Source organism: Sandarakinorhabdus sp. (assembly GCF_041689835.1).
GTDB lineage: Bacteria > Pseudomonadota > Alphaproteobacteria > Sphingomonadales > Sphingomonadaceae > Sandarakinorhabdus.
Map to the genome: position 1 here is coordinate 1 of NZ_JBDNFM010000172.1, position 3742 is coordinate 3742.

Genomic DNA, 3742 nt, shown 5'->3' on the forward strand with positions numbered 1-3742 from the left:
CTTTCGGTCACATGGCTGGTTGCCGTGGACACACCACGAAAGGACCTGACCCATGGCCGAAAAGCAGACGCCGTCCCCCGCGCATGATAACAGCCTTCACGATTTTCAGCCCGGATCAGGGCCCGGTGCAGGCAAGCCAAGCCATCAAGACGATGCAGGGTCCGGCGGCGAACTGCACCAGAATGTGGCCCACGACGGCGATCATGCCGACGGGCGGGCGCATCTCACTGACAATCATGGCCACCGGATAGCAGACAACCAGAACAGCCTGAAGGCCGGCCCGCGCGGACCGACCCTGCTCGAAGATTTCGTTCTGCGCGAAAAAATCTTCCATTTCGATCATGAACGCATTCCGGAACGCATCGTGCATGCGCGCGGAACGGGCGCCCACGGCGTATTCGAATGCACGCACGCAATCCCCGAACTCACCAAGGCGCAGCTTTTCCAGGAAATCGGCACCAGCTGTCCGGTGTTCGCGCGCTTCACTACGGTGGCTGGCGGCGCTGGTTCGGTCGACACGCCGCGCGATGTTCGCGGCTTTGCGGTGAAATTATACACCGATGCCGGCAACTGGGATCTGGTCGGCAACAACATCCCGGTGTTTTTCATTCAGGATGCGATCAAGTTCCCCGATCTGGTGCACAGCGTGAAGATGGAAGCCGATCGCGGCTATCCGCAAGCCGCCAGCGCGCATGACACATTCTGGGATTTCATCGGCCTGATGCCGGAATCGATGCACATGGTGATGTGGCAAATGTCGGATCGCACCTTGCCGCGCAGCCTACGCATGATGCAGGGCTTTGGCGTGCACAGTTTCCGGCTGGTCGATGCCGATGGCGGCAGCCGTTTTGTGAAGTTCCACTGGAAGCCGGTATTGGGCGTGCAATCAACCACGTGGGACGAGGCGGTGAAGATTGCCGGCGCCGATCCCGATTATCATCGCCGCGATCTGTTCGAATCCATCGACAGCGGTGCGTTTCCGGCATGGGATCTGGGCGTGCAGATCTTTGATGAAGAATGGGCCGTTGCTCAGCCCTATGACGTTCTGGACGCGACCAAATTGATCCCGGAAGAAGTGATCCCGGTGATGATCGTTGGGCGCATGACGCTCAATCGCAATGTCGATAATTTCTTTGCCGAAACCGAACAGGTGGCCTTCTTGCCCACCAACATCATCCCCGGCATCGATTTCAGCAACGACCCGCTGCTGCAGGGGCGGTTGTTCAGCTATCTCGACACCCAGAAATCACGGCTGGGAACCACCAACTTCCACCAGATCCCGATCAACGCCCCGCGCTGCCCGTTCCACAATTTCCAGCGTGACGGGATGATGCAGACGCTGATCCCTGTCGGCCGCGCCAATTATGAGCCTAACAGCCTGGATGCAGCCGGGGAAGACAGCGGCCCGCGCGCTTGCCCGGAAACCGGCTTCACCAGCTTTTCCGGCAGCGATCAGCATAATGATGCCAGCCAGAAATTGCGCATCCGGGCCGAATTGTTTGCCGATCATTTCAGCCAGGCGCGGATGTTCTACCGTTCGCAGACCGCCAACGAGCAGGCGCATCTGGCCAGTGCCTTGGTGTTCGAGCTGTCCAAGGTGACCATGTTGCATGTGCGGCAGCGCGTGGTGGCGCAGCTGCGCAACATCGACGATGATCTGGCCCGGCGCGTCGCAAACGGCCTCGCCATGGACCTGCCGGACCGGATCCCGGCCGCCCGCGAAGGGTTCGAGATGGCAACGTCCGACGCGTTGTCGATTCAGAAATCCCTGCCCCACGTGCCCATGCAAGGCCGCAAGGTGGGCATCTTGTTTGCCGAAGGATCAGATTTGGCACAGATCGACCTGCTGGTGAAACTGGTTGAGGAAGGCGGCGGCACCGCCTTTCTGGTTGCGCCCAAGATTGGTGACACCCAGGTGAAGGGCGGCACGCTGGCGGCCGACGGCCAGCTCGCCGGTTCACCTTCGGTGCTGTTTGATGCCGTGGCTTCGGTGCTGATGCCGGACCAGGCCCAAAAGCTGGCCGGCACCGCCGCTGCGGTACAGTGGTTCATGGATGCTTATGCGCACTGCAAAACCATCGCGCATTGCAAAGGCACTCAGATCATCCTCGACCGGGCCGGGATCGTGGCCGACGAAGGCGTTGTGCCGCTTGCGCAGTTCGGCGCTGTGGGTGTCAAGCGTCATTGGAGCCGGGAACCGAAGGTGCGCGATCTGGCCTGACTGGGCTTATCGGCAAGCCGGAGTGGTGTAGGGGGCGGGCGTTTCAGAGGGCGGGCGGCTCAAAGGGCAGGCGGTTCTGGCGGCCCGTCCATGAAGCGCTTAAGGCTGGTGCGGCCGCGGGTGATCCGGCTTTTGACCGTGCCCAGCGGACAACCCATCACCTCCGCGATCTCGTCCCATTGCAGGCCTGATCCCAGCAGCAGCAGCGCCTCGCGCTGTTCGGGCGGCAGCGTTGCCAGCCCGCGTTGCATGTCGGCCAGCATGAGGCCATCGCCTTGTGTGGGCGGCGTGATCTGCACATGGGCGGCAACGTCGGGGTCAAGCGGCACGAAGCGCCGGGCCACACCCGACAGGGTATAGAAGTGATTGCGCAGAATGCGGAACAGCCAGGCCCGAAAATTGGTGCCCTCGGTATAACTTGCCCGAGCCGCCCATGCCTTGGCGAGGGTTTCCTGCGCCAGATCGTCGGCCAAATCGCGGCTGCCGCACAGGCCACGGGCAAAGGCGCGCAGCTTGGGGATCATGCCGATCAACTCGGCACGAAATTTGCTGTCTGCACTGCCTTTCACGTGTCCTGCTCGGAAACGGATCCGCTGTCTGGCTCTGGTGTGGGGGTTGCCGGCAGCGGCTGGCCAGCTTCGATCTGATCGAGCAGTTTCAGGAAATCATCCGGCACCGGTTCATCTTCCAGTGCCGCCCACAACGCCCTGAGCCCGGCCGAGATCGCATCCTGCCCCGCAGTCGTGCGCCGTGGGCGCGTTGCGGCTGGCTGTGGGTTGCCCTGTTGAACAGCCGGCGGCTGCTTGCGGCTGTCATCCATCTGATCGTGTCCCGACACATTACAATTGCGGAACCGGGCTGATGGGAAAAAGTTCCGCGCGATGGCGGAACTTTTTCCCAGCGGCTCGGTTATGTTTGCGTGGGGCGTGTCACTGGTCAGAAAAGAGATGTCGTCATGCCGGACGCCTTGTCGATGCGGGGCCAGATCGTGCCGCACCTGCCGCACCTCAGGCGATATGCCCGCGCGCTTACCGGGTCCCAGCATTCCGGTGATGATCTGGTGCGCGGTTTGTTGCAGTCCCTGGCCGATACGCCGGGCACACTATCGCCAGACGGCAACCCGAGGCTGGAGCTGTTTCGGCTGTTCCACGCCGGCACTGTGTTGCCGCACCCGGATCGGCAGGCGCTGCTGCTGACGGCGGTGGAAGGCTTTGGCGCGGGGCAGGCCGCGCAGATATTGGGCCAGACGGAACTGCAGGTCGAACAAGCTGTTATCGATGCGCGGGCCGCGATTGCCGACATGATCCGATCGCGCGTGCTGATCATCGAGGACGAACCGATGATTGCGTTGCATCTGGAGCAGATGATGGAAGATGTGGGCCACAGCGTGGTCGCCATTGCAGCCACTGCCAGGCAGGCGGTTTCGGCGGCGCAGGCCCATGCCCCCGATCTGCTGCTTGTCGATATTCAGCTGGCCGATGGTTCATCCGGCATTGAAGCCGTAGCCAGCATCCTGGCGAA

4 protein-coding genes are annotated in these 3742 nt (G+C 62.1%); 2 read left to right on the forward strand and 2 right to left on the reverse strand.

Annotated features, from left to right (window positions below):
* The first annotated feature begins 52 nt into the window (after window positions 1-52).
* Entirely contained in the window at window positions 53-2221 is a 2169-nt protein-coding gene (locus tag ACESL8_RS09290; protein WP_372918105.1) for a catalase, read from the forward strand.
* A gap of 59 nt (window positions 2222-2280) precedes the next feature.
* Here ACESL8_RS09290 and ACESL8_RS09295 read toward each other — a convergent pair whose 3' ends face one another.
* Both ACESL8_RS09295 and ACESL8_RS09300 read right to left on the reverse strand, forming a co-directional pair.
* The gene (locus ACESL8_RS09295) at window positions 2281-2790 is read right to left on the reverse strand and encodes a sigma-70 family RNA polymerase sigma factor (RefSeq protein WP_372918107.1); all 510 of its coding nucleotides are present in this window, start codon (window positions 2788-2790) and stop codon (window positions 2281-2283) included.
* The gene (locus tag ACESL8_RS09300) at window positions 2787-3041 is read right to left on the reverse strand and encodes a NepR family anti-sigma factor (RefSeq protein WP_372918109.1); all 255 of its coding nucleotides are present in this window, start codon (window positions 3039-3041) and stop codon (window positions 2787-2789) included. Before ACESL8_RS09300 ends, ACESL8_RS09295 begins: the two co-directional genes overlap by 4 nt.
* 135 nt (window positions 3042-3176) lie before the next feature.
* Between ACESL8_RS09300 and ACESL8_RS09305 the strand changes: the two genes are divergently transcribed.
* Window positions 3177-3742: response regulator (locus tag ACESL8_RS09305; RefSeq protein WP_372918111.1), on the forward strand; the 566-nt coding region annotated here is incomplete at its 3' end.